The following is a 21,806-nucleotide window of genomic DNA, read 5'->3' as shown; positions in this document are numbered from 1 at the left end:
ATATTCCGCCATGTATCGCATAGTCACTTATTCGTCGCTCTTTCTGGTCACCGTGTTGTTGCAGGTCTTCCTCTTCGACAACCTTTCGGTCAGCATCTACCTCAATCCGCTTATCTACGTCGCGTTCATCGTCCTTCTGCCCGTCGATACGGCACCCGTCACCGTTCTGCTCGCCGGGTTGGCCATGGGCGTCACCATGGATTTCCTCATGGGGGCCGCAGGTATCAACACGATGGCTACCTTGCTGATGGCGTTTTTGCGGCCTTATATCCTTGCTTCGTTTTATAGCCGCGACGACTTGCGCGACGGCGGCGTCCCGTCGCCCGAGCGGTTGGGACATCATGTATTCCTCAACTACCTTATCGTCCTCGTCGCCGTCCACCACGCCGTCTTCTTCTCTTTGGAGGCACTTTCGTGGAGCCATATTGTCCGTACCGTGCTGCGTATCGTCGCTTCCGGGTCGGTCACCGTCGCCGCCGTCTGGCTGCTCGGCCGTATCTTCACCGCCAAATTCGTCGCGCGGTTATGAACGGGCCCGTCGACGGTTTTGCCCGCATGCGTTTGTTGCAGGGGGTAGTGATTTTCATCTTCGCCCTCCTGGTCGGGCGGCTCGCGTGGCTGCAGCTCTTCGATTCGCGTTATGAGGAGCTGGCCAAGGCCAATGTCCTGCGCCACGTCGTCCAGTATCCCTCGCGTGGCGAAGTGCTCGACCGCAACGGCGAGTTCCTGGTCCAGTCGCGCGAGTGCTACGATTTGATGGTCATCTACCGCGAGCTCGACAAGCGCGGGTTCGATACCGCCCGCATGTGCCGGATTCTCGGTCTCTCCGTCGCCAAGCTCAACCGCGAAATCGCCAACGCCCGGATGCGGCCCCGTGCGCCGAGGCTCGTCTCCAGCTACATTTCCAAGGAGGACAAGCTACGTTTCGACGAGTGCAATTTCCGCGGGTTCTATATGGTCTACCGTACCGTCCGGCGTTATCCCCGCAAGGTCGGCGGCAATTTGTTGGGGTTCGTCTCCGAGGTCACTTCCGAGTATCTCAAGCGCCACCCTTATTACCAGGCCGGCGATTACGTCGGGCTCACAGGCGTCGAATCCGCTTACGAGACCGTCATGCGCGGTGAAAAGGGGGTCAAGATCCAGGAGGTCGACACCCACGGCGAGGTCAAGGGTTCTTACCTCGACGGGCGTTACGATTCGCTGCCCAAACCCGGGCGCAACCTCGTCAGCACCATCGACACCCGGCTCCAGCTGCTCGGCGAGGAGCTGATGCACGGCAAGGTCGGGGCCGCTGTCGCCATCGAGCCCTCGACCGGAGAAATCCTCATGATGGTTTCGTCGCCTACTTACGACCCCGACGAGCTCGTCGGACGCGGGCGCGGCAACAATTACATGCGTATGTTGCGCAACAAGCGGCGGCCGTTGTTCAACCGCGCCGTCAAGGCCAAGTATCCTCCCGGGTCCACTTTCAAAATCGTGCAGGGGCTCATCGGGCTGCAGGAGGGAGTCCTGCGGCCGTCCGACCTCCACGCCTGCAACATGGGGTATCAGGCCGGCCGGCAGCGGATGGCCTGCCACGCCCATTCTTCGCCCCTCGACCTGCGGTTCGCCGTCGCCACTTCGTGCAACGCCTATTTTTGCTACGTCTTCCGCGACATCCTCGACAACCCCCGTTACGACGGGCCCAAGGAGGGTTTCGACGTCTGGAAAGAGTACGTCCACAGCTTCGGTTTCGGGCGCAAGCTCGGGTCCGACTTCCTCGACGAGGGCCATGGCTACGTTCCCAACCGCGAGTTCTACGACCGTCGTTATCGTCGTTCCTGGAATTCGCTCACGCTGCTTTCCCTCTCCATCGGGCAGGGCGAGCTGGGCTGTACGCCCTTGCAGCTCGCCAACCTCGCCGCCATCGTCGCCAACCGCGGCTATTATTACATCCCCCACATCGTCAAGCAGATAGAGGGGCGCGATTCGCTCGACGCACGGTTCTACCAGCGTCATTATACCATGGTCGACCCCAAGCACTTCGAGCCCATCGTCGAGGGCATGTGGCGGGGCGTCAACGTGGCGGGTACTTCTACCGACGCTTATCTGGAGGGTTGGGACGTCTGCGGCAAGACCGGCACGGCCCAGAACCCCCACGGCAAGGACCATTCTACGTTCCTTTCGTTCGCTCCGCGCAACAATCCCAGAATCGCCATCTCCGTCTATGTCGAGAACGGCGGTTTCGGTGCTTCCGCCGCGCTGCCCATCGCTTCGCTGCTGGAGGAGTTCTACCTCACCGACACCATCCGGCGGCCCGAGCTGTTCGAGCGTATCAAGAACATGAACATTTATTATCCTTATTATGATCGGTGAGCGTTTTCGCAACATCTTCGGGTGGGTCGACGTCTGGACGGTCCTCCTCTACCTGGCCATCGTCGCCGCCGGGGCCCTGTCGATTCTCGCGGCCACTTACAAGGAGGATTCGCTCGCTCCTTTCGCCCTCTCGCATTTCTACATGAAGCAGTTGGTCTGGATCGGCATCGCGTGGGTCGCCGCGCTGGTCGTCCTGCTCCTGGACAAGCGGTTCATCCACATGCTCGCCTATCCTGCTTACTTCGCCGGGTTGGCCCTCCTCCTCGCTGCGCTCTTGTTCGGTAAGGAGGTCAACGGCGCCAAGGCGTGGTTCGAGTTCGGATCGTTCCGTGTCCAGCCCGCCGAGTTCGTAAAGATAGCCACCGCCCTGGCGCTCGCCCGCGTCATGAGTTCCTATTCGTTCTCCATTTCGCGGTCCGGCGACTTGTTCAAGGTCGCGGCGGTCATCTGCGCGCCGCTTTTCATCATCGTCTTGCAGAACGACACCGGGTCCGGTATCGTTCTCTGTTCGTTTCTTTTCGTTCTCTACCGCGAGGGGCTCAACAAGTGGCTTTGCATTCCCATTTTGCTGGTCGCCGGGCTGTTCATTTCGTCGTTTCTCCTCTCGCCCGCCGTCTTGTTGGTGGCGCTGATTGTCATCTGCACCCTCTCCGAGGCCATGATGAGCGGCGAGTGGCAGTCGCGCATGGTCTATCTGGCGGCGCTCGCGCTCGGCAGTCTGCTCTTTTTCTGGACCGCCCACTTCATCGCTCCCGGCGCCGTTTCGTTCTACGCCGCGCTGCTCACCGTCACGCTTTTGTCGTTTATCGGCATCGCCGTCTACGCTTACCGGGCCAATATCCGCAGCGTCTTTTTGCCCGTCGGGCTGTTCGTCGGCGCCATGATTTTTCTCCCCACCACCGACTACATCTTCGATTCCGTGCTCCGGCAGCACCAGCGCGACCGCATCCTCAGTTTCCTGGGCATCATCAGCGACCCGCGCGGCATCGACTACAACGTCAACCAGTCCAAAATCGCCATCGGGTCGGGCGGCTGGCTCGGCAAGGGTTTCCTGCGGGGTACGCAGATCAAGTACGGTTTCGTTCCCGAACGGCATACCGACTTCATCTTCTGCACCGTCGGCGAGGAGTGGGGGTTCGTCGGCGCCGCGGCGGTCCTCGTGCTGCTGTGTCTGTTGATTCTCCGCCTCATGCGTATGGGCGAGTACCAGCAGGAGCCTTTCGGGCGTATCTATTGCTATTGCGTGGCGTCCATTCTCTTGTTCCACGTCTTGGTCAACGTCGGCATGACCATCGGCATGATGCCCGTGATGGGTATTCCGCTGCCTTTCATGAGTTACGGCGGGTCGTCGCTCATCGCTTTCACCATCCTGCTTTTTATCGCCGTGCGGCTCGATGCGTCGTCGCGGCAGTTCCCGCTGGAGAAAAAAAGTTCGTTATGATTCCTTCCCGTTCCGTCGGTCTGTCCGCTTCCGAGGTCGCCGAAAGCCGGCGGCTCCACGGTGTCAACGTCATCACACCGCCGCGCGAGCAGTCGCCGTGGGTGCTGTTGCTCGACAAGTTCCGCGACCCCGTTATCAAAGTGCTGCTCGCCGCCGCCGTGCTTTCGTTCGTCGTCGGGGCTGTCCGCCATGATTTCACCGAATCCGTCGGCATCGTCTGCGCCATTGTCCTCGCCACTTGCGTCGGGTTCCTTTTCGAGTGGGACGCCCAGCGGCGGTTCCGCAGGCTCAACAGGGTCAGCGACGACGTTCCCGTCACCGTCCTGCGCGACGGAGCCATGCAGCGCGTTCCCCGGCGCGATGTCGTCGTCGGCGATGTCGTCGTTATCGAGAGCGGCGAGACCGTACCCGCCGACGGGCAATTAGTTGAGGCCGTTTCGCTCAAAGTCAACGAATCCTCTCTCACCGGGGAGCCCGAAACCGACAAAACCGCCGACCCCGCCCATTTCGACCCCGAAGCCACTTATCCCTCCGACCGTGTTTTGCGCGGCACTACCGTCGCCGACGGATACGGGCGGTTCGTCGTCACGGCCGTGGGCGACGCTACCGAAGCCGGGCGCGTCACCGAGCAGGCCGCGGTTCTCTGCGACGAGCCCACGCCGCTCAACCGCCAGCTCGCACGGCTTTCGCGGCTCATCGGGCGCGTCGGCATTTCGCTTGCCGTCGCCATCTTCTGCATCATGCTCTTCAAGGCCTTTTTCTTCGGCGGGCTGTTGCAGCAGAACTGGCTCGCCGTTTCGCAGCAGGTGCTCCACCTCTTCATGATTTCGGTCGCCATCATCGTCATGGCCGTGCCCGAGGGGCTGCCCATGAGCATCACGCTTTCGTTGGCCATGTCCATGCGCCGCATGCTGAAAACCAATAACTTGGTCCGTAAGATGCACGCGTGCGAGACCATGGGCGCCGTGACGGTCATCTGTACCGACAAGACTGGGACCCTCACGCAGAACCGCATGCACGTTTGCGGGTTGGTGCGTTACGATGCCTTGTCCGACCCCGAATTCGCCGAGGTCGTCGCGGCCAATTCCACCGCGTTCCTTGATGCCGAGGGGCGGATTCTCGGCAATCCCACCGAGGGGGCGCTGCTCGCGTGGCTGCGCAGTCGAGGGTTCGATTACGAGCCTTTGCGGGCCGGGGCGCAGATTGTTGACAGGCTCACTTTCTCCACCGAGCGCAAGTATATGGCTACCATCGTCCGCAGCGGGGTCTCCGGGCGCAAATTGTTGTGCGTCAAGGGGGCACCCGAAATCGTGCGGGCCTTGTGCCGCGATGACGGCTTGGGTGCCCAGGTCGCTCAGCAGTTGGACGATTTCCAAAGCCGCGCCATGCGGACGCTCGCCGTTGCTTGGTCCGAAACCGATGCCGATACCTGCGAGGAGGCTGTCGCTCGGGGCGGATTGACCTTTTCGGGTGTCGCGGCCATCGCCGACCCTGTGCGGGACGACGTTCCGGCTGCTGTACAACGGTGCTTGAGTGCCGGAATCGCCGTTAAGATCGTCACCGGCGACACTTCGGCCACCGCTTGCGAAATCGCCCGCCAAATCGGCCTTTGGGACGATTCGGCCGACGGCGACCGCAACCGCATGACCGGGGCAGAGTTCGCTGCGGCCAGCGACGGGGAGCTACTGGCCCGTGTGCGGGATTTGAAGATTCTTTCGCGAGCCCGGCCCTTGGACAAGCAGCGGCTCGTGCGGCTCTTGCAGCAGTGCGGCGAGGTCGTCGCCGTCACGGGCGACGGCACCAACGACGCACCTGCGCTCAACTTCGCCCATGTCGGGCTCTCCATGGGCTCCGGCACTTCCGTGGCCAAGGATGCGTCCGACATCACGTTGCTTGACGATTCGTTTTCGTCCATCGCCACGGCCGTCATGTGGGGCCGTTCGCTCTACCGCAACATCCAGCGGTTCGTGCTGTTCCAGCTCACCATCAACTTCGCGGCCATCGTCATCTGCTTCGCCGGGGCGGTTTTCGGCACCGAAATGCCCCTCACCGTCGTGCAGATTCTGTGGGTCAACATCATCATGGACACCCTCGCCGCCATGGCCATGGCTTCGCTCCCGCCCGACCCCGGGGTGATGGCCGACCGTCCGCGTCCGCGCGACGAGTTCATCATCACGCCCGCCATGGCCCGGACTATCTTCGTCTGCGGCGGGCTGATGGTCGTTGCGCTGCTCGGTTTGTTGGGGTGGTGGTCCTGCGGCGGCGCCGAGCTTTCCGTGCGGCAGCTGACGGTCTTCTTCTCCGCATTCGTCTTTATGCAGTTTTGGAACATGTTCAACGCCAAAGGGTTCGAGACGCGGCGCTGTGTCTTTGCTTCGTGGAAAGGATGCCGCGAATTCTTCCTTATTCTCCTTGCTATCGGCTTCGGGCAGTTCCTTATCGTGCGTTTCGGCGGAGAGGTTTTCCGCACCGTCCCCCTTTCCTTGCGCGAATGGGCTTTTGTCGTCGGTGCTTCCTCGTTCCTCGCCCTCGGTGGCGAAGTCGTCCGCAGCTTGAGAAGAAAGTTAAAGGTGAAAGGTTAAAAGTAAGAGGTTTTTTGCACGCTAAAAAAACGGGAAAAGCCATTCGGCTTTTCCCGTCGTCGTATTCTTGAACCGTTGCTCTTACAGGATTCCCTGCTCGACCATCGACTTGGCCACTTTCATGAAGCCGGCGATGTTGGCGCCTTTCATGTAGTTGATATAGCCGTCTTTCTCCGTGCCGTATTCCAGGCAGGCTCCGTGAATCGAGCTCATAATCTGGTGCAGCTTCGCGTCGACTTCTTCGGCCGTCCAGTTGAGTTTCTGCGAGTTCTGCGTCATTTCCAGGCCCGACGTCGCTACGCCGCCCGCATTGACCGCCTTGCCCGGGCCGTAGGGTATCTTCGCCGCAATGAACGCGTCGATGGCTTCCGGGCGGCAGCCCATGTTCGACACTTCGGCCACGATCTTCACGCCGTTGGCCAGCAGCTGTTTGGCGTCTTCGCCGCCCAGCTCGTTCTGCGTCGCGCAGGGCATCGCGATGTCGACCTTCACTTCCCACGGCTTGCGGCCCGCCACGAATTTCGAGCCCGGGAACTTGTCGGCATAGGGAGCCACTACGTCGTTGTTCGACGCGCGCAGTTCAAGCATGTAGGCGATTTTCTCGGCGTTCAGTCCTTCGGGGTCGTAGATGTAGCCGTCCGGGCCCGAAATCGTCACGACCTTGGCACCCAGCTCCGTGGCTTTCGTCGCCGCGCCCCACGCTACGTTGCCGAAGCCCGAAATGGCGATGGTCTGCCCCTTGATGTCCATGCCCGCTTTTTCGAGCATCTGGCGCAGGAAATAGACCGCGCCGAAGCCCGTCGCTTCCGGACGAATCAGCGAGCCGCCGTAGGTCATGCCCTTGCCCGTCAACACGCCCGTGTTCTCGCGCGCCAGCTTGCGGTACATGCCGTAGAGGTAGCCGATTTCGCGGCCGCCCACGCCGATGTCGCCTGCAGGTACGTCGGTCTCCGGGCCGATGTGGCGCCACAGCTCCGTCATGAAAGCCTGGCAGAAGCGCATCACCTCGCGGTCCGACTTGCCCTTGGGGTTGAAGTCCGAGCCGCCTTTCGCACCGCCCATCGGCAGGGTCGTCAGCGCGTTCTTGAAAATCTGCTCGAAGCCCAGGAATTTCAGAATCGAGGGGTTCACCGAGGGGTGGAAACGCAGCCCGCCCTTGTAGGGGCCGATGGCGTTGTTGAACTGGAAGCGGTAGCCCGTGTTGACCTGCACTTCGCCCTTGTCGTCGACCCATACCACTTTGAACGTGAAGCTGCGATCGGGTTCCACGATTCGCTCCGCAATGCGGTTGGCCTCGAATTCGGGGTGTTTGTTGTAGGTCTCCTCCACGGTCATGAGTACTTCGCGCACGGCTTGCAGGTACTCGCTCTCGCCCGGATGCTTCCGTTCGAGTTCGGTCATCAGATTGTTTACATTCATAGCTTGCAGGTGTTTTAAGGTTTTTGTTTAGAACAAATATAGGAATTATTCTTATGGATTGTAATCTTTTTGTGGATTTTTTCAGCCGGGCTCTTATTTATCCGCAAAATTCACCTTTCACTTTATAGCGACCATTCCCCGGTCCGAGCGACCGTCGATGCAGACCCACAGCGGGCGGTCGAAGCGTACCAGCCGCAGGTATTCCCCCTCGTAGAGGGCTTCGCGGGCGTCCAATCGGTCCTGCCGGAAGATGCCGTCGCCCCGGAACGGGTTGATTGTCAGATAGCCTACGCCCAGCGAGGTGACGTTCTGGAAAAAGTGGGTTCCTTGCGAGGGTTCCACGTCGAAGTTTTCGATGCCGCATTCTACGATTACTTTCGCTTCCGATATGTGGCTCCATTTGACCGGCACCCCCAGATACGGGTCCGACGAACCCCAGCGGCCCGGGCCTACCAGGATGTAGGGACGTTTTTCGTCGCGCAGACGTGCGTTGAGCGCCAGCAGTTCGTCGGCGATTTTCTCCGTCGCCAGCGAACTGAATTTCTCGGTCTTCACATAGACGATGTCCGCGATGTCGGCCATCTGGCCGATGCCCAGCGCGCTCTCGCCGTAAATCAGCGCATCGCTGGTCTCCGTTTCGCTCCAGTCGACCGGGCGGTTGTCCTGGCTGTCGATAATCGGGCGGATTTGCAGCAGGTTGAATATCCGTTCGCGGCCCGCGTTCACGTCCATGTTGACCGCAAATTCCACCTCCACCGGGCAGCGCATCTCCTCGGCTCCCATCGCCAGGATGTCGCGCACGATTTCCGCCAGCGGGAAAGTGTTGTACTTCAGTATGTTGTTGAACGTTATCAGCTTGCGCCCGCGGTCGTAGGGGCTGTCCGAGATGCGTTCGTTCTCGCGGTCCCACACCGACGTCGCATGGCAGGCGTTGCGGTATTCGCCCGCTTCGCTGACCGTCAGCCGGCGCAGGTTCACCGCGTCGTCTATCGACGTCCGGAATTCTTCGGGCCGCAGGCTCAGTGCCAGCACCTCCGTCTGCGTGTCGCGCAGGGCAAGTTCCGGCGTCGAGGTCTGCAATACTTTCTGCGGATAGCGGGGCGAGAAGCGTAGCGTCCGTCCGCCGTCGACCACGAGTTTGCCAAGGCCCATCGCCACGTTGCAGATGCCGTCTTCGGGCTTTTCGTCGCCGATGGGGTAGCAGTTGATCGAGCGCGCCACGCCCGAGAAGGTCGGGAAGAAGAGCCCGTTCTGCTCCGTGCCGCACACTTCCTGCACGATGACCGCCATCTTCTCCTCCGAAATCAGGTTCTGCGAACTCTGTATGTAGGCCCTCGACGCCGCGAAGTAGACCGAGGCATAGACGCTCTTCACGGCCCGCAGCAGGAGCCGCAGCATCTGGTCCTCGTTCTCCGTGTAGGGAATCATGTAGGTCGAATAGATGCCCGCGAAAGGTTGGTAGTGCGAGTCTTCCAGCTTCGACGACGAACGCACGGCCAGCGGCGCCCGTACGGTGCGGATGTAGGCCTTGAGTTCTTCCTGGAGCCGGGCCGGGATGGTTGCCGTGACGAATTCCGACAGGATTTCCTCGTCGGTGCACTCCCGCGAAATGACGTATTGCAGGCCGTTCTGCCGGATGAATTCGTCGAACCAGTCGGTTGCGATGACCACCGAGCGCGGAATCATGATGCGCACCCCGTCGTGCTTGTCGTACTGGCGGTATTTGATGAGCATCGAGTTCATGAACGCCAGCCCGCGGGCCTTGCCGCCCAGCGAGCCCTCGCCGATGCGGGCGAACGCCACGGCGTCGGAGTAAGTCTCCGGGTCGAAGCGCGCCACCACGCCCTGCCCCAGCAGCGTGCGGTAGTCGCGGATGAGCCCCACCAGCACCCGGCGGTGTTCTTCGACCGACGCGAAATGGCCCTTGTTGTAGCGGCGGATGGAGGCCGCCAGCGGGAAGAGCCCCCGCGAGTAGAGCCATTTGGAGAGGTGGTTCTGCGAAGTGTGGTACTCGAACGCATCGTCGGGCACCGTCGCAATCATCTGCTGCATCTGCGCCAGGTCTTTGGCCCGGCCGATGACCGTACCAGCCTGCGGGTCGCGAAACACGAAGTCGCCGAACGCGAATTCCGTCGAGATGTAGTCGTGCAGTTCCGACAGCAGCGTCTTGGAATTCTTGGCGATGAACCCGGCGCCCAGCTCACGGGCCTGCGCCCGGAATTCGACCTGCGACGATTGCAGCAGCACCGGCATCAGCGGGTTGTCCTGGCGGATGCGGCGGCAGAGCGCCATGCCTGCGTCGGGCCGCTCGTCGGCGGGCTTGTCGTCGGCGTGCATCACGAATCCCACGTCCGAAATGACGCCGAGCAGGTTGTTCTTGTAGCGGTCGTAAAGTTCGGTCGCCTGGTCGTAGTTGGTCGCCAGCAGGATTTTGGGCCGGGCCCGTTTGCGCAGAATCTGCTGCTGCTCGTTGAGGGCGTCCTTCAGAAATTCGGTGTTCTGCATCAGCAGCAGACGGTACAGCTCGGGCAGGTAGGTCGAGTAGAAGCGAATCGAGTCCTCGACCAGCAGAATCGCCTGCACGCCGCCTTGCAGAATGTCTTCCTCGGCGTTCATCTTGTCTTCGACCAGCTTGATGATGGCGATGATGAGGTCGTTGTTGCCGTGCCAGCAGAAGATGTAGTCGAGCCCCGAGCGGTCCTGCTCCTCGATGCGGCGGTAGATGTCTTTCGAGAACGAGGTCAGCAGTGCCACGGGTATCTGCGGGTGGCGCTGCTTGACGGTCTTGGCGAAACTGAAGACGTCCGGTTCGCCGACGTTGTACATCGTCAGGATGAAGTCGTACGAATCGTCGTCGGCCAGCACGTCGAGGGCTTCGCGCGTCGAACTTACCCGCGTGAACGAGGGCGGATTCGACAGGTTGAGGTCCAGGTACTCCTGGTTGATCTGCGATTCGATGTGGCCGTCTTCTTCGAGTATGTAGCCGTCGTAGCTGCAGCATACCAGCAGGATTTTGTGTATCCGGTACTTCATGAAGCGGTACTGCGGCCGGGTGCCGTCGGGCAGTTGTTCTTCGCGGGTCTTTTCCATAGGGCGTCTCTTTTTCGGTCGGCTGAACAAATATAAGAAAAAATGGTTATCTTTGTCTTAAGGCAGGCGCGCTTCCGCAATATTTTCGAGCGAACGTTGCGTGGGGCGGGCGCCGGCCGTGGTTACCGGTTCACCAAAATATCGTACGATGGATTCGCAAAAATATCGTTTGCAGGAGGTTGCGACCCCTGCCGCCGAGCGTGAGTGGCTCGATTTTCCCAAGACCCTCTACGAGGGTTATCCCAACTGGGTCTGCCCGCTGGACCAGGATGTTCTGGAGGTCTTCGACCGCGACAAGAACGAGCTTTTCGCCGACGGCGAGGCTGTCCGGTGGGTCGTGCGCGACAGCAGCGGCAAGGTCGTCGGGCGCATCGCCGCGTTCTACAACCGCGAGAAGGCCGCTTTGGAGGAGCAGCCCACGGGCGGGTGCGGATTCTTCGAGTGTATCGACTGCCAGCAGGTCGCCGACATGCTGTTCGACGCTGCCCGCATGTGGCTTGCCGGCCGCGGCATGGAGGCGATGGACGGTCCCATCAACTTCGGACAGCGGCGCGACTGGTGGGGGCTCCTGGTCGAGGGCTACGAGTTCCAGCCCCTCTACAAGAACCCCTACAATCCTACATATTATAAGGAGCTGTTCGAGAACTACGGGTTCAAGAACTATTTCAACCAGCACAGTTTCATCTGGCGCAAGGATGCGTCCGAGGCCAACCGCCAGATTTTCGCCCGCGCCGCGCGACTCTATTCCACGCCCGGCTACCACGTCGAGCACATCGACATGAAAAACGTCGAGGAGGCCGCCGAGAATTTCCGCGTCGTCTACAACCGTGCCTGGGCGCTTTTCTCGGGCGTCAAGCCCATGACGCAGAGCGAGGCGCTCGACATGATGCGGGCGCTGCGTCCCATCATCGACCCCGAAATCGTCTTCTTCGCCTACTACAACCAGGAACCCATCGGTTTCTTCGTCACCGTGCCCGACCTCAACCGGCTTATCGGCAAGTTCCGCGGCAAGTTCGGGCTGTGGCAGAAACTGCGGCTGATGTGGGACCTCAAGGTGCGGCGCAAGTGCGACCGGATTTTCGGCATCATCTTCGGCATCGCGCCCGAGTTCCACGGCAAGGGGGTCGAATCGGCCATCATGGCCGAATATTGGAAATACCTCGACCGGACGGATATTCCTTACAAGACTTTGGAGCTGGCATGGATCGGCGACTTCAACCCCGTGATGAACCGCATGATCGAGACCTACGTCTGCGCGTCGCGCCACAAGGTCCATACGACCTACCGTTATCTGTTCGACCGCGAGAAAGAATTCCACCGCTGCCCCCGTCTGGGGATGAAAAAGCGCGAGTAGCATCCTTTCGGTCCGAATCCGGAAACAGCCTGAAACCTTACCTGATACCATGAAAACAACCGCTTTCACCAAGTACCACATCGCCGCCGGGGCCCGCATGGCCGAGTTCGCGGGGTACAACATGCCCATCGAGTTCTCGGGCATCAACGACGAGCATCTGACCGTGCGGCAGGGCGCCGGGGTCTTCGACGTCAGCCACATGGGCGAAATCTGGGTCAAGGGGCCCAAGGCGCTCGACCTTTTGCAGCGCATTACGTCCAACGACGTGTCGAAGCTCTACGACGGCAAGGTGCAGTATTCGTGCATGCCCAACGGCCGCGGCGGCATCGTCGACGACATTTTGGTTTATCGTGTCGACGCCGAGACCTATCTGTTGGTGGTCAACGCGGCCAATACCGACAAGGACTGGCAGCATATCTGCGCCGAGGGGGCCAAGCTCGGCATGGAAGCCGGTCACGGCAAGGAACTTTACAACGCTTCCGACGAAATCTGTCAGCTCGCCGTGCAGGGGCCCCTGGCCATGAAAATCGTGCAGAAAATGTGCGCCGAACCCGTTGAGGAGATGGAGTATTATACGTTCCGCAAGATGCGGGTGGCCGGGTGCGACGCTATTCTTTCGATTACGGGCTACACCGGGTCGGGCGGCTGCGAAATCTATGTGGCCAACGAGGACGGCGACAAACTCTGGACGGCGCTTTGGGAAGCCGGGGCCGAATACGGGCTGAAGAATATCGGGCTCGGTGCCCGCGACACGCTCCGGCTCGAAAAGGGCTTCTGTCTCTATGGCAACGACATCGACGACACGACTTCGCCCATCGAGGCCGGACTCGGGTGGATTACCAAGTTCGCCGAGGGCAAGGAGTTCATCGACCGGGCGCTGATGGAGAAGCAGAAGAGCGAGGGCGTCACGCGCAAACTCGTCGGGTTCAAGATGATCGACCGCGGCATTCCGCGCCACGGCTATGCGCTGTCCGCTCCCGACGGCACGCCCATCGGCCACGTCACCTCCGGCACCATGTCGCCGTGTCTCAAAATCGGTTTCGGGCTCGGGTACGTCGCTGCTGACTTCGCCAAGCCCGGTACCGAAATTGCCGTCATCATTCGCGACAAGGCCCTCAAGGCCCAGGTAACTCCGCTCCCGTTCGTGTAGGGGCTTGTCTTATATGCTTCAGGGCCGCCTTGCGCGGCCCTGTTGTTTGGTAGGGTGAATAAACGTGTCGCCAGAGCGTTGAAAAAAGGCCGTCCTTTTTCGGGACGGCCTTTTGAACTGAATGGCGGAATGGTTATTCTGCGGGAGTTTCGGCAGGAACTTCCTCGGCGGGAGCGGGCTCCTCGTAAGGCGTTACGTCGATCAGCTCCACGTCGAACTCCAACGCCTCGTTGGGGCCGATGCGGCCGTTGTCGCTCGAACCGTAAGCTAGTTCGGCCGGAATCCAGAGCTTGATTTTACCGCCTTTGCCGACCAGCTGCAAACCCTCGGTCCAGCCGCGGATAACCCGGTTGAGCGGGAATTCGATGGGCTCGTCCTTGTCGTAGCTGTCGGGAAGCTGCTGCTTCATCATCTCCTGCTGCTCCTTGGGACGGTTCTTGAACAACGAAGTGTCGAAAACGTCGCCCGTGCGCAGACGGCCGGTATAATGTACCTTCACCACGTCGCGCGGGTCGGAGGGCTTCATATTCATGTCGCCGGCCTTGACCACCTTGTAGAGCAGGCCCGATTCTGTCTTCTTCACGCCCGATTTCTTCTCGATTTTCTCCAGCCATGCCTGCGATGCCTCGGCGTTCTCGGCGGGACGCTTCACCATGAAGTAGTATTGCAGATACTGGCCTACTTCGTCTTCGGTCATCTTGGGGTTCTTGTCACGAACGTTCTGCATGCCTTCGAGCATCCACACCACCTGCAGGGGCAGGCCGCTCTGACGAACGTTGTAGCCCATGTCGGTACCGAATGCCGACGAAATTTCGTCGCGCTCCTCCTCGGTCTCGAACATTTCGGGGTCGGCGCCGTAAACGACCTGGGTCGTGTCGCCGTTGGCAAGGCGGATGCTGTCGGCTTCCTTGCGCTTGCGGTCGATGGCCTGCATGCGCTTGCCGTAGGTTTCATAGTTGAAGAAGTCCTGCAGGGTCTTGCGGGCATCTTCGTGCTTGACCGACGTCTTGCCCAGCACAGCGTTCTTGAAATTTTCGTCGATGGCCTTGTAATCGAACGGAACGTTGCTCAGCTGGTAGTTCATGCCCGCAGCGATGTTGGCACCCAATGCGTAGGAAAGGGTGTCGAATTGCGCCGTGTCGCCCATGACGACCGTCGTCTTGCGGTCGCCGCTGCAGGAAACCAGCGTCATGGCAGCGATGGCCGTTGCCAGAAGGATTTTTTTCATGGTTTTATTTTGTATAAGTGTTTGTTTCTCACTCCGAGTGACAAAGATAGTGCAAGCCGAGCGGAAAAGCAAACGAAGTTTGCATTTTCCCGAGGCGCCGCCTATCTAAACCGAGCGAAGCGACGGTAAAGTGCAAGCCGAGCGGAAAAGCAAACGAAGTTTGCATTTTCCCGAGGCGCCGCCTATCTAAACCGAGCGAAGCGACGGTAAAGTGCAAGCCGAGCGGAAAAGCAAACGAAGTTTGCATTTCAATTGTTAAACGTCGTTTCGGGTTCCGCCCCGGCGTTCTTTGGCCGCTTTTTGTTCCGGCAAAAAGCGGCGGAAAAACCTCTCCTCACAGACGTCTCCGCCTACTGCGGACGGCCTAACGCTACTTCGGGCGCCTATTCGCGGGTTTGCAAGCAAACCGGCCCCTGCGTCGACGCTTTTAGTCCGTCCTCCGCTTAACGGCTTCGACGTCAGTGAGGACCTTATTTATTCAAGAGGAAAAGTATAGCTTTTTACCGTCTCCGGGCCGAATATTTGATGACGTCGATCAACTCCATTTCATAGTAGAGCGTTGCGTTGGGGCCGATACCGAGTTCGGCATTGCCTTCGGCGCCGTAGGCAGTGGCTGCGGGCAGCCATGCGTTGATGCGGCCGCCCTTGCCTATCAGTTTCAGGCTCTCGCGCACACCGCGCTGCAATTGTCCGACGGAGCTGCGCAGCGTGTCGCCCTGCTCATAGGAGGAGTAGACTTCGTGCCCGTCGGCCGTGCGGATTACATAGCGGAGCAGCACCGTGTCGCGGTCCGAGTTGGGGAGACGTTCCTGGTCGCCCACCTCGTCAACGGTGTAGGTCACCCCCGAAGCGGTGCGGGCGTAGGCACGGTTGGATTTGGCGATGTCGAGCAGGAACTGCTCCTCGTAGGCGCGGGCTTTCTCGGGCAGGGTGTGGTTCTGAAAACGTAGGTAGCAGGTCTCCGCATCGGCCGCCGAGAACTTCGTGGTGCCTCGGAATACGTCGCGGATTCCCTCGCAGACGGCTTCGGCGTTGAGGGTCGAATCCATCCGCTGAAGGTTCAGTCCGATGTTGAAGCCCAGCACGTAGGCGACCGAGTCGGTGTCGGTGCGGAGTTTCGCGCCGCCGCTGCCGTTCTTGGAGCAGGCGAGGGCCATCGCACCGACGGCCAGCAACAGAATTGTCCGTTTCATCATCGCGGTTGTTTTTTGGAAAAGAGCAGAATCAGCAGGCTGCCGGCTACGGCGGCCGCGGTCGAACCCATCAGAATGGCGATTTTGCCGCGGTCGATAAGCCCCGGGTCGGTGTAGGCCAGCGAATCGACGAACAGCGACATGGTGAAGCCGATACCGCCCAGGCACGCTACGGCCAGCAGCATCCGCCACGAAGCGCCCTCGGGCATGACCGCCATTTTGGATTTCACGGCGATCCAGCTTGCAACAAAGATGCCCAACGGTTTGCCGACCAACAGGCCGAAGAAGACGCCCATGCCCACCGAGCCGATTTCGGGCGAGAAGTCGAAGATGTTGATGTATTCCAGCGAGGTGATTTCCACTCCGGCGTTGGCCAGTGCGAAGATGGGCATGATGAGGAACGTCACATAGGGAGCCAGCGCGTGTTCGAGCCGATAGCTCATCCCCACGGATTGGGCGCCTAAGCAGGTCATCTGACGCAGGTAGAAGCGGTGTTCCTCGTTGGGGAATTCCTCGGCCGAATCCTCTACGGCCAGCAGGTGGTCGCGCAGCCAGCGCATCTTGTGGATGAAATATTCCTTGCTGTAGCGCGGCTCCATCGGAATCAGCATGGCCATTGCCACGCCCGAGAGGGTCGCATGAACGCCCGAATAGTAGAACAGCCCCCAAACGGCGATAGCGGGCAGCAGGTAGAAAATCATCCGTTTTTCGCCCATTCGGTAAGCGATGTAGACGCCCGCCATGATTAGCAGCGCCAAGAGCAGCAGTTCCGTTTGCAGTTCGCCGCCGTAGAAAAGTGCGATGACCAGGATGGCCCCGAGGTCGTCGGCGATGGCCAGCGCCGTCAGAAAAATCTTGAGTGAGACGGGCACCCGGTCGCCCAGCATCGAGAGGATGCCGACGGCGAACGCGATGTCGGTGGCGGTGGGGATTCCCCAACCGTTGGCCGCGAGCGTGCCGTGGTTGAAAAGTGCGAAAATCATCGCCGGAGCCATCATGCCGCCAGCCGCGGCGACGACCGGAAGGATGGCCTTGCGCACCGACGAGAGCTGGCCGTGGACGACCTCGCGCTTGATTTCGAGCCCGACGGTGAAGAAGAAGATGACCATCAGACAGTCGTTGATGAATTTTTCGACGGTCATCCCCTGCGGAAACGCCCAGTCGATCAGTCCGCCCGGCGAATGGACCACCAGCGAGAGGTCGGTCTCCAGCAAGTTGTGGTAATAGTCCTTGACTACGGGGAGGTTGGCCAGCAGCATGGCCACGAAGACGCAGGCCAGCAGCACGACGCCGCCAGCCCAGGGGGCTTCCGTGAAACCCCGGCTGCGCAGCGACAGCTTGTGGCTGTTGCGCACCCAGCGATACATTGAAAACAGACGCATAGCTATTTGTTTTTATTGCTTGTCATTCGATTTGAGGGTCAGGCCGCAGAGCTTCCACAAAACCCGGGCGCCTACGATGGCGTCGGTCCGGTCGGCGGGCGAGGGGGAGACCTCCACGACGTCGAACCCGATGATGCGGCGGCCCGAGCGGACGAGCGTTTTGATGAGCCACAGCGCGCGGTTGAAACTCAGCCCGCCCGGCACGGGCGTACCCGTATGGGGGCAGTTTTCCGGCGAAAGGCCGTCGATGTCGAAGCTGACGTAGACTTCCTGCGGCAGCCGTTCGACCATGCGGCGGCATTGCTGGTCCCACGTTTCGCCGCGGAACTCCGCCTCGGCGAGCGAGAGGTCGCCGAACTGCTCGACCCGCTCCGAAGCGGCGGCGAACTCGAACTCGCGGCGGCTGAAATCGCGGACAGCCACCTGCACGATTTTGGCGGCCTGCGGAATGTCGCGCAGTACGTTATACATAATTGACGCGTGCGAGAACTCGAATCCCTCGTAGGCTTCGCGCAGGTCGCAGTGGGCGTCGATATGGAGGATGCCGAACCGCTCGTGGCGTTCGGCCAGCGCTTGGAGCAACCCGTAAGGGGCGGAGTGGTCGCCGCCGACGAGCCCTACGATTTTGCCCTGGCCGAGCCAATGGCGGGCCTGTGCGGCGATGTTGGCGTTCATGGCTGCGCTGCCCTCGTTGACGCGGCGGACCTTGCGGGCGATGCTGTCGTCGTCGGGCGAACCGCCCTCTTCCAGGTGGCGGATGACCTTTTCGGCGTCGCTGCGCAGGCGCTGCGATGCCTCCTGGAGGGTGTAGTCGACGTCGGCCGTGGCGATGCCGCGGCGCCATGCGTCGGGCGACAGCGGGTCGTAGAAGTCGAGCTGCGTCGAGGCTTCGATGATGGCGTCGGGGCCGTAGGCCGTGCCGGCGCCGTAGGAGACTGTGACGTCCCACGGTGCCGAGACGAGCACCAGCGCCGCATTGTCCGGGGCGAACGGCATCCCGAAATAGGTGCCGTTGTCCACGCCCACACCGTCCGGATCGAAAGATTGTGTATCCGCAGTTTCCGCCATCGTATTAATATATTAGGTCAGGTATTTGTTTCCGCGGTCAAAGGTACGCATTTTTTGTTTTTTTTCTACCTTTGGCGGAGCAATGGAAAATTCTGTCCCCAAAATAACCGTCGTTGCCGACAGCGCGATACCCTTTCTGGAAGGGGTGCTGGAGCCGTGGGCCGAGGTGCGCCGTCTGCCCGGAGCCGCAATAACCGCCGCGGACGTGGCCGATGCCGATGCGCTGATTGTCCGGACCCGGACCCGCTGCGACGAAGCGCTGCTGGGCGGGTCGCGCGTGCGGCTCGTGGCGACGGCGACCATCGGATTCGACCATATCGACATGGACTGGTGCGCTGCTAATGGCGTCCGGGTGGAGACGGCTGCCGGGTGCAACGCCCGCGGAGTGCTTCAATGGGTCGCTGCCGTGCTGGTGCATTTCGCCCGCAGGCAGGGGTGGCAGCCCGCCGAAAAGTGTTTGGGAGTCGTCGGTGTGGGGCACGTGGGGGCGCTCGTAAAGGCGTATGCCGAAAGCTGGGGATTCCGGGTCGTGTGCTGCGACCCGCCGCGCGAAGCCCGTGAACATTGCGGGTTCCTGCCGCTCGAAGAAGTCGCCCGCCAGGCCGACCTGCTTACGTTCCACGTGCCGCTGGACGACACGACCCGCCACATGGCCGATGCCGCGCTTTTCCGCATCATGAAGCCCGGGGCCGTGGTCATTAACTCGTCGCGCGGCGAGGTGGTCGACGGCATGGCCTTGCTGGCCTGCGGTCTGGCCTGCGCGCTCGACGTTTGGGAACACGAACCGCACCTTGATGCGGGGCTGCTCGCCCACGCAGAACTCGCTACTTCTCATATCGCAGGCTATTCCGAGCAGGGCAAGGCGACCGCCACCGCCATGGCTGTGCAGGCTGTTGCCCGGACGTTCGGCCTGCCGCTCGGCGGCTGGTACCCGCCTGCGGCCGCTCCGTCGGTGCCGCGGCCCGTGGGCTGGCCGGAACTTTGCGGTTCCATCGGCAGCGCGTTCGACGTGGAGGCCGAAACCCGCCGCCTGAAAGCCTGTCCAGGGGATTTCGAGCGTATCCGCGATGCTTACGCCTACCGTCGGGAATACTTTTAGGGAAAAATTCGTACTTTTGCGCCGTTATGTATCGCAGCGTCATCAGACCTATTCTTTTCGCACTCCACATCGAGCGGGCGCACCGCACCGTGGTGTGGCTGCTGCGCCTGGTGGGATGGCTGCCTGGCGGCCTTTGGCTGCTGTCGCGCTGTTTCGCCATCCGCCATCCGGCGCTCGGCCGCGAAGTCTTCGGGCTGCATTTCGATAATCCGGTGGGGCTGGCGGCGGGTGTCGACCGCAGCGGCGAAGCCATCGCCGGGTGGGGTGCCGCCGGATTCGGATTCGTTGAAGTGGGGACCCTCACGCCGCGTCCCCAGCCGGGCAACCCGCGCCCCCGCATCTATCGGCTGCCCAAGGACGACGCGATGATTCACCGCACGGGACTGCCCAACCGCGGGCTCGAAGCGGCGATCCGCCATCTGCGCCGCCCGCGCAAGGGGGTGGTGGTCGGATGCAACATCGGCCGGAACACCTCGACGCTCCCCGAGAACGGGCCGTCGGACTACCTCAAGCTCTTCCGCAACCTGTATCAATACGCCGATTATTTTACGGTCCACATCTGCTGCGACAATCCGGTGGAGCAGGAACCGTCGCTGGAAGAGGTGCGCAAGGAGATACTGCGCATTCTGGACCCGCTTTTCGACTTCCGCCGCGGGCAGAACCAATACCGCCCTATCATGCTCAAGGTCTCGCCCGACATGTCGGACGAAACGGTCGACGTAGTGACCGATATTCTGATAGAAACCCCGTTGGACGGCATCGTAGCCACGGACGGAACTCTCGGCCGCGACGGGCTGAAGACGAGCCGTGCGGCTGTGGGCAAGGCCGGAAGCGGCCGGCTGAGCGGTGCGCCGCTGACCCGGCGGGCCGTGGAAATCGTGCGCCGCATCCATACCCGCTCGGGCGGCAACTACCCGATTATCGGTGTGGGCGGAGTGATGAGCGCCGACGACGCCCGGGCCATGTTCGCCGCAGGAGCCGACTTGGTGCAGGTCTGTACGGGACTGGTGTACGAAGGCCCCCGGCTGGTCCGCGACATCTGCCGGGCACTGATAGCCGATGCGGAAGCGGCTGCGAACACGGCGGCGTCCGAAGTTGCCGAGAATACGACGGCTGCGGAGACGCCCGACACCCCGGTATCCGAAAACTGAATTCACCCTTATGAACGCTACGATTCTGACGATAGGCGATGAAATTCTCATCGGCCAGATAGTCGACACCAATTCGGTCTCGATAGCCCGCCATCTCAATGCGGCAGGAATTGCGGTCCGCGAAAAAATATCCATCGGCGACGACCGCACGCAAATCGTGGAGACGCTCCGGCATGCGCTGACCGAATCGCAGGTGGTTATCGTCACGGGCGGGCTGGGGCCCACCAAGGACGACATCACGAAGAAGACTTTGGCCGAAATGTTCGGCAGCGAACTGGTCTGCGACCCGGCGGTGGCGGCCCATGTGGAACGGATGCTGACCGAAAGGGGCATCGAATTCAACGCGCTGAACCGCTCGCAGGCGCTGGTCCCTGCCTGCTGCACGGTGCTTTTCAATGCCCATGGTACGGCGCCGGGGATGTGGTTCGAGCAGGAAGGGCGCGTCGTGGTTTCGCTGCCCGGAGTGCCGTTCGAGATGGAACACCTGATGCAGGACGAAGTGATGCCGCGGCTCAAGGCGCGCTTTGCGCTGAAACAGATCGTCCACCGCACGCTGATTACCACGGGGCTGGCCGAATCCATGCTGGCCGCGCGCATCGAAGCGTGGGAAAACGCCCTGCCGCCCTACCTCAAGCTGGCCTACCTGCCCAATCCGGGGGCGGTGCGGCTGCGACTGTCGGCTTACGAAGTGGATGGTGAAAGCACAGTGCGCGAAATCGAAGGTCGTTTCGAGGAACTGCGGGCGCTGATTCCGGAACATGTGGTGGGCTACGAAACGGCGACGGTGCAGGAACTCATCCACGCCATGCTGACCGAATCGGGCCGGACCCTGGCTGTGGCGGAGAGCTGTACGGGCGGGACCATTGCGGCGCGCTTCACGGCGATGCCCGGTGCGTCGGCCTATTTCCTTTGCGGAGTGGTGAGTTACAGCAACGAATCGAAAATAAAGGTGCTGGGCGTTGACCCCGGAACCCTCGAACGCCATGGCGCGGTGAGCGAAGCGACGGCCCGCGAGATGGCCGAAGGGGCCCGCCGGATGTCGGGGGCGGACTTTGCGGTGGCGACGACGGGAATTGCGGGCCCGACGGGAGGCACGGACGAAAAACCTGTGGGCACGGTATGGATGGCCGTAGCCACGCCCCGCGGCACCGTTGCTGTGTGCAGGCAATGCGGTACGGACCGCGGACAAATCATCGACCGCGCGTCGTCGCAGGCCATAGCGCTGCTGCGGGAAGAAATCGTGAAAATCAAGAATTGAGAATCGGGCATCTCGGAACCCTGAGGGTCGGTCCGG

The 21,806-nt window shown here is 61.2% G+C and carries 15 protein-coding genes; 9 read left to right on the top strand and 6 right to left on the bottom strand.

Translation table 11 applies throughout. The features are described from left to right. The first annotated feature begins 10 nt into the window (after positions 1 to 10). The 4 genes from NFR47_RS02970 to NFR47_RS02955 are packed head-to-tail and all read left to right on the top strand — an operon-like array spanning position 11 to position 6,378. The gene (locus tag NFR47_RS02970) at positions 11 to 529 is read left to right on the top strand and encodes a rod shape-determining protein MreD (protein ID WP_251214089.1); all 519 of its coding nucleotides are present in this window, start codon (positions 11 to 13) and stop codon (positions 527 to 529) included. Beyond that, positions 526 to 2,355, top strand: a complete 1,830-nt coding sequence (locus NFR47_RS02965; protein WP_251214088.1) for a peptidoglycan D,D-transpeptidase FtsI family protein — start codon at positions 526 to 528, stop codon at positions 2,353 to 2,355. The genes NFR47_RS02970 and NFR47_RS02965 overlap by 4 nt, the downstream gene beginning before the upstream one ends. After that, positions 2,345 to 3,796 carry a rod shape-determining protein RodA gene (gene rodA / locus NFR47_RS02960; RefSeq protein WP_251214087.1) on the top strand — a complete coding sequence of 484 codons (1,452 nt, stop codon included), beginning with the start codon at positions 2,345 to 2,347 and terminating at the stop codon, positions 3,794 to 3,796. The genes NFR47_RS02965 and rodA overlap by 11 nt, the downstream gene beginning before the upstream one ends. Next, positions 3,793 to 6,378, top strand: coding sequence for a calcium-translocating P-type ATPase, PMCA-type (locus tag NFR47_RS02955; protein WP_251214086.1), 2,586 nt, complete (start codon positions 3,793 to 3,795; stop codon positions 6,376 to 6,378). Before rodA ends, NFR47_RS02955 begins: the two co-directional genes overlap by 4 nt. An 81-nt stretch (positions 6,379 to 6,459) precedes the next feature. Here the strand turns inward: NFR47_RS02955 and gdhA are convergent, their stop codons facing one another. Both gdhA and NFR47_RS02945 read right to left on the bottom strand, forming a co-directional pair. Continuing rightward, positions 6,460 to 7,797: an NADP-specific glutamate dehydrogenase gene (gene gdhA, locus NFR47_RS02950; RefSeq protein ID WP_251214085.1), complete on the bottom strand. Its 1,338-nt coding sequence runs from the start codon at positions 7,795 to 7,797 to the stop codon at positions 6,460 to 6,462. A gap of 117 nt (positions 7,798 to 7,914) precedes the next feature. Beyond that, on the bottom strand, positions 7,915 to 10,887 hold the full coding sequence (locus NFR47_RS02945; RefSeq protein WP_251214084.1) for a PEP/pyruvate-binding domain-containing protein: 2,973 nt from the start codon (positions 10,885 to 10,887) through the stop codon (positions 7,915 to 7,917). Between the two features lie 148 nt (positions 10,888 to 11,035). On the opposite strand from NFR47_RS02945, the gene NFR47_RS02940 reads away from it, so the two are divergent. Then, the gene (locus NFR47_RS02940; protein ID WP_251214083.1) at positions 11,036 to 12,241 is read left to right on the top strand and encodes a hypothetical protein; all 1,206 of its coding nucleotides are present in this window, start codon (positions 11,036 to 11,038) and stop codon (positions 12,239 to 12,241) included. Between the two features lie 49 nt (positions 12,242 to 12,290). Continuing rightward, a complete protein-coding gene (gcvT, locus tag NFR47_RS02935; RefSeq protein WP_251214082.1) occupies positions 12,291 to 13,391 on the top strand; it encodes a glycine cleavage system aminomethyltransferase GcvT in 1,101 nt (366 codons plus the stop codon). Between the two features lie 133 nt (positions 13,392 to 13,524). On the opposite strand, the gene NFR47_RS02930 is transcribed toward gcvT, so the two are convergent. The 4 genes from NFR47_RS02930 to NFR47_RS02915 all read right to left on the bottom strand — a co-directional run bounded on the left by NFR47_RS02930 (position 13,525) and on the right by NFR47_RS02915 (position 18,262). Then, positions 13,525 to 14,619: an FKBP-type peptidyl-prolyl cis-trans isomerase N-terminal domain-containing protein gene (locus NFR47_RS02930; RefSeq protein ID WP_251214081.1), complete on the bottom strand. Its 1,095-nt coding sequence runs from the start codon at positions 14,617 to 14,619 to the stop codon at positions 13,525 to 13,527. A 500-nt stretch (positions 14,620 to 15,119) separates the two neighbouring features. After that, positions 15,120 to 15,812, bottom strand: a complete 693-nt coding sequence (locus NFR47_RS02925) for an FKBP-type peptidyl-prolyl cis-trans isomerase (RefSeq protein ID WP_251214143.1) — start codon at positions 15,810 to 15,812, stop codon at positions 15,120 to 15,122. Next, positions 15,812 to 17,194, bottom strand: a complete 1,383-nt coding sequence (gene nhaA / locus NFR47_RS02920) for a Na+/H+ antiporter NhaA (protein WP_251214080.1) — start codon at positions 17,192 to 17,194, stop codon at positions 15,812 to 15,814. Before nhaA ends, NFR47_RS02925 begins: the two co-directional genes overlap by 1 nt. 12 nt (positions 17,195 to 17,206) lie before the next feature. Further along, a complete protein-coding gene (locus NFR47_RS02915; protein WP_251214079.1) occupies positions 17,207 to 18,262 on the bottom strand; it encodes an agmatinase family protein in 1,056 nt (351 codons plus the stop codon). A 103-nt stretch (positions 18,263 to 18,365) separates the two neighbouring features. Between NFR47_RS02915 and NFR47_RS02910 the strand changes: the two genes are divergently transcribed. The 3 genes from NFR47_RS02910 to NFR47_RS02900 are packed head-to-tail and all read left to right on the top strand — an operon-like array spanning position 18,366 to position 21,770. Continuing rightward, positions 18,366 to 19,361, top strand: coding sequence for a 4-phosphoerythronate dehydrogenase (locus NFR47_RS02910; protein WP_251214142.1), 996 nt, complete (start codon positions 18,366 to 18,368; stop codon positions 19,359 to 19,361). 26 nt (positions 19,362 to 19,387) lie between these two features. Next, a complete protein-coding gene (locus NFR47_RS02905; RefSeq protein WP_251214078.1) occupies positions 19,388 to 20,512 on the top strand; it encodes a quinone-dependent dihydroorotate dehydrogenase in 1,125 nt (374 codons plus the stop codon). Positions 20,513 to 20,522: 10 nt separating this feature from the next. Continuing rightward, positions 20,523 to 21,770 (top strand): competence/damage-inducible protein A, encoded by a 1,248-nt coding sequence (locus NFR47_RS02900; protein ID WP_251214077.1) that lies wholly within the window; start codon positions 20,523 to 20,525, stop codon positions 21,768 to 21,770. Positions 21,771 to 21,806: the final 36 nt, after the last annotated feature.

Origin of the sequence: Alistipes muris (assembly GCF_943193205.1) — a bacterium.
Lineage (GTDB): Bacteria > Bacteroidota > Bacteroidia > Bacteroidales > Rikenellaceae > Alistipes > Alistipes muris.
This window is presented reverse-complemented; position numbering and strand designations above follow the sequence as displayed.

Coding starts and splice junctions, on each gene's coding strand:
- gcvT (WP_251214082.1), top strand. CDS start 12,291: ATGAAAACAACCGCTTTCACCAAGTACCACATCGCCGCCGGGGCCCGC.
- NFR47_RS02900 (WP_251214077.1), top strand. CDS start 20,523: ATGAACGCTACGATTCTGACGATAGGCGATGAAATTCTCATCGGCCAG.
- nhaA (WP_251214080.1), bottom strand. CDS start 17,194: ATGCGTCTGTTTTCAATGTATCGCTGGGTGCGCAACAGCCACAAGCTG.
- NFR47_RS02930 (WP_251214081.1), bottom strand. CDS start 14,619: ATGAAAAAAATCCTTCTGGCAACGGCCATCGCTGCCATGACGCTGGTT.
- NFR47_RS02905 (WP_251214078.1), top strand. CDS start 19,388: ATGTATCGCAGCGTCATCAGACCTATTCTTTTCGCACTCCACATCGAG.
- NFR47_RS02945 (WP_251214084.1), bottom strand. CDS start 10,887: ATGGAAAAGACCCGCGAAGAACAACTGCCCGACGGCACCCGGCCGCAG.
- NFR47_RS02965 (WP_251214088.1), top strand. CDS start 526: ATGAACGGGCCCGTCGACGGTTTTGCCCGCATGCGTTTGTTGCAGGGG.
- NFR47_RS02915 (WP_251214079.1), bottom strand. CDS start 18,262: ATGGCGGAAACTGCGGATACACAATCTTTCGATCCGGACGGTGTGGGC.
- NFR47_RS02955 (WP_251214086.1), top strand. CDS start 3,793: ATGATTCCTTCCCGTTCCGTCGGTCTGTCCGCTTCCGAGGTCGCCGAA.
- NFR47_RS02970 (WP_251214089.1), top strand. CDS start 11: ATGTATCGCATAGTCACTTATTCGTCGCTCTTTCTGGTCACCGTGTTG.
- gdhA (WP_251214085.1), bottom strand. CDS start 7,797: ATGAATGTAAACAATCTGATGACCGAACTCGAACGGAAGCATCCGGGC.
- NFR47_RS02925 (WP_251214143.1), bottom strand. CDS start 15,812: ATGAAACGGACAATTCTGTTGCTGGCCGTCGGTGCGATGGCCCTCGCC.
- rodA (WP_251214087.1), top strand. CDS start 2,345: ATGATCGGTGAGCGTTTTCGCAACATCTTCGGGTGGGTCGACGTCTGG.
- NFR47_RS02940 (WP_251214083.1), top strand. CDS start 11,036: ATGGATTCGCAAAAATATCGTTTGCAGGAGGTTGCGACCCCTGCCGCC.